Consider the following 2,440-nt stretch of genomic DNA (forward strand, 5'->3'; position numbering starts at 1 on the left):
TGCCCGCGCCGGACCACCCTGCGGGTCCGCCCGGGCCGGACGACGCTGCGGGCCCGCCCGCGCTGGACATCGTCGACGAGACGTTCCTCGCCGTACCGCCGGGCACGGTCGCGGCGGCGTTCGCCGACCCGCGGTCGTGGAGTGCCTACTGGCCCGACCTCGTGCTCGAAGTCTACACCGACCGCGGCGACGCCGGGCTGCGCTGGACCGTGCGCGGGGCCCTGGTGGGCACCATGGAGGTCTGGCTGGAACCCGTGCTCGACGGCACCGTCCTGCACTACTTCCTGCGCGCCCGCCCCGCCGACGGACGGCCGCGCGGGCGGCGGGAGCTGGCCGTCGAGGCCGACCGGCGGGCACGGGCGGCGAAGGCGATCGCCCTCCGGCTCAAGGACCAACTGGAGGACGGCAGGCCCCCGGGGCTGCCGCCCGCGCCGGCCGTCGACGGCTAGGGTGTCGCTGTGCGACTCCATGTCGTCTCCGACGTCCACGGCAATGCCGAGGCCCTCGCCCGTGCCGGTGAGGGCGCCGACGCGGTCCTCGTGCTGGGGGACCTGCTCGACTTCGTCGACTACCACGATCACGGCGGCGGGATCCTGGGACGGTTGTTCGGGGCCGAGACCGTCGCCCGGTTCGCGCGGCTGCGCCGGGAGGGCAGGCGGGCGGAGACGACCGAGTACGCCCGTTCGCTCTGGGCCGGCCTGGCGGATCCGCGGGCCGCGGTGGAGGAGGCCGTGCGCGAGCAGTACAGCAGGCTGTTCGCGGCGCTGACCGCCCCCACCTACGCCATCCCCGGCAATGTGGACGCCCCCGGGCTGTGGCCGGAGTTCCTCACCGACGGTGTCCGGGCCGTCGACGGCGAGGTCGTGGAGATCGGCGGGCTCCGGTTCGGTTTCGTCGGCGGGGCGCTGCAGGCGGAGGGGGTGCCGGTGCGCTCCGATTCCGCCTGGCGGCCGCACCTGCGCACCCGGGAGGACTTCGCCGCGGACGTGGCCCGGGTGTCCGACGCCGACGTGCTGTGCAGCCACATCCCGCCCGCCGTCCCCGAACTGACCTACGACGTGGTGGCACGCAGGCCGGAACTCGGGTCGGACGCCCTGCTCGGGGCCGTGCGCGAGCACGAACCACGCTGGGCGCTGTTCGGGCACGTGCACCAGCCGCTGTCGGCGCGGGTGCGGACGGGCCGCACCGAGTGCGTCAACGTCGGCCACTTCAAACGCACCGGCACGCCCTACGTGCTGCGCTGGTGAGGCGACGGACCGCTACGCTCTAGCCCCATGGCCGAGCAGTCCACCCAGTCCATCGAGATCGAGGCCCCGCCCGAGGACATCATGGCCGTCGTCGCCGACCTGCCCGCCTACCCGGAGTGGGCCCAGGCCGTCCGGGAGACGGAGGTGCTGGACCGCGACCCGGCGGGGCGACCCCGCCGGGTGCGGTTCACCCTCGACTCCGGTCCGGTCAAGGACGTCTACACGCTCGCCTACGACTGGGCCGAGGACGGACTGTCCGTGAGCTGGGAGCTGGAGAAGGGCCAGATGCAGAAGTCCCAGGAGGGGCGGTACCGGCTCCGGCCGCTGGGGGAGGGCCGCACGGAGGTGACCTACTCGCTCGCGGTGGAGCTGTCCCTGCCCATGATCGGGATGCTCCGCCGCAAGGCGGAGAAGATGATCATGGACACGGCGCTGAAGGAGCTCAAACGCCGCGTCGAGGACCGGGCCTGACGATGCGCACCCTGCTGTTCACCGGCAAGGGCGGTGTCGGCAAGACCACCGTCGCCGCCGCGACGGCGACCCGGTTGGCCCGGTGGGGGCGCAAGACCCTGGTGGTCTCCACCGACCCCGCGCACTCGCTCGCCGACACCCTCGCCACCCCGCTGGACGGCGAGCCCCGCGAGGTGGCCGCCGACCTGTACGCGGTGCAGGTCGACGCGCGGGCGCTCACCGACGGGGCCTGGCGGACGCTGCGCGACGCGCTGCGGTCGGTGCTGACCGGGCTCGGGGTGGAGGCGCTCGACGCGGAGGAACTCACCGTGCTGCCCGGGGTCGACGAGCTGCTCGCGCTGACCGAGGTCCGCGCGCTCGCCGACGCCGGGCCGTGGGACACCGTGGTCGTGGACTGCGGACCGACCGCGGAGACCTCACGGCTGCTCGCGTTGCCGGAGGCGGTCGCGGGGTATCTGAGCCGCACGGCCGGGCGGGGTCCGGCCGGGATGCTCGACCGGCTCGCCGCGCACGTCGACGACCTGCGGCGCTGGCTCACCGACACCGAGGCCACCGCGGTCCGGCTCGTGCTCACCCCCGAACGGGTGGTGCTCGCCGAGACCCGCCGCCTGCTGACCTCGCTGACGTTGCGCGGGATCGCGGTCGACGGTCTGGTCGTCAACCGGATGATGCCCACGGGCGGGCTGAGCTGGGGCCCCGCCGCCTCCTGGCTGCGCGCCCGG

At 74.6% G+C, this 2,440-nt stretch carries 4 protein-coding genes; all 4 read left to right on the top strand.

What is annotated here, in order from left to right:
• The first annotated feature begins 62 nt into the window (after window positions 1-62).
• A complete protein-coding gene (locus SACPADRAFT_RS0202670) occupies window positions 63-449 on the top strand; it encodes a hypothetical protein (RefSeq protein ID WP_028662161.1) in 387 nt (128 codons plus the stop codon).
• Window positions 450-458: 9 nt separating this feature from the next.
• A complete protein-coding gene (locus SACPADRAFT_RS0202675; protein WP_007027284.1) occupies window positions 459-1,247 on the top strand; it encodes a metallophosphoesterase family protein in 789 nt (262 codons plus the stop codon).
• Window positions 1,248-1,274: 27 nt separating this feature from the next.
• On the top strand, window positions 1,275-1,718 hold the full coding sequence (locus tag SACPADRAFT_RS0202680; RefSeq protein WP_007027285.1) for an SRPBCC family protein: 444 nt from the start codon (window positions 1,275-1,277) through the stop codon (window positions 1,716-1,718).
• Window positions 1,719-1,720: 2 nt separating this feature from the next.
• Window positions 1,721-2,440, top strand: a 720-nt coding sequence (locus SACPADRAFT_RS0202685) for an ArsA family ATPase (protein WP_007027286.1), incomplete at its 3' end; no start/stop codon positions are given.

The sequence above is a fragment of the Saccharomonospora iraqiensis subsp. paurometabolica YIM 90007 genome, from assembly GCF_000231035.2.
Taxonomy (GTDB): domain Bacteria; phylum Actinomycetota; class Actinomycetes; order Mycobacteriales; family Pseudonocardiaceae; genus Saccharomonospora; species Saccharomonospora paurometabolica.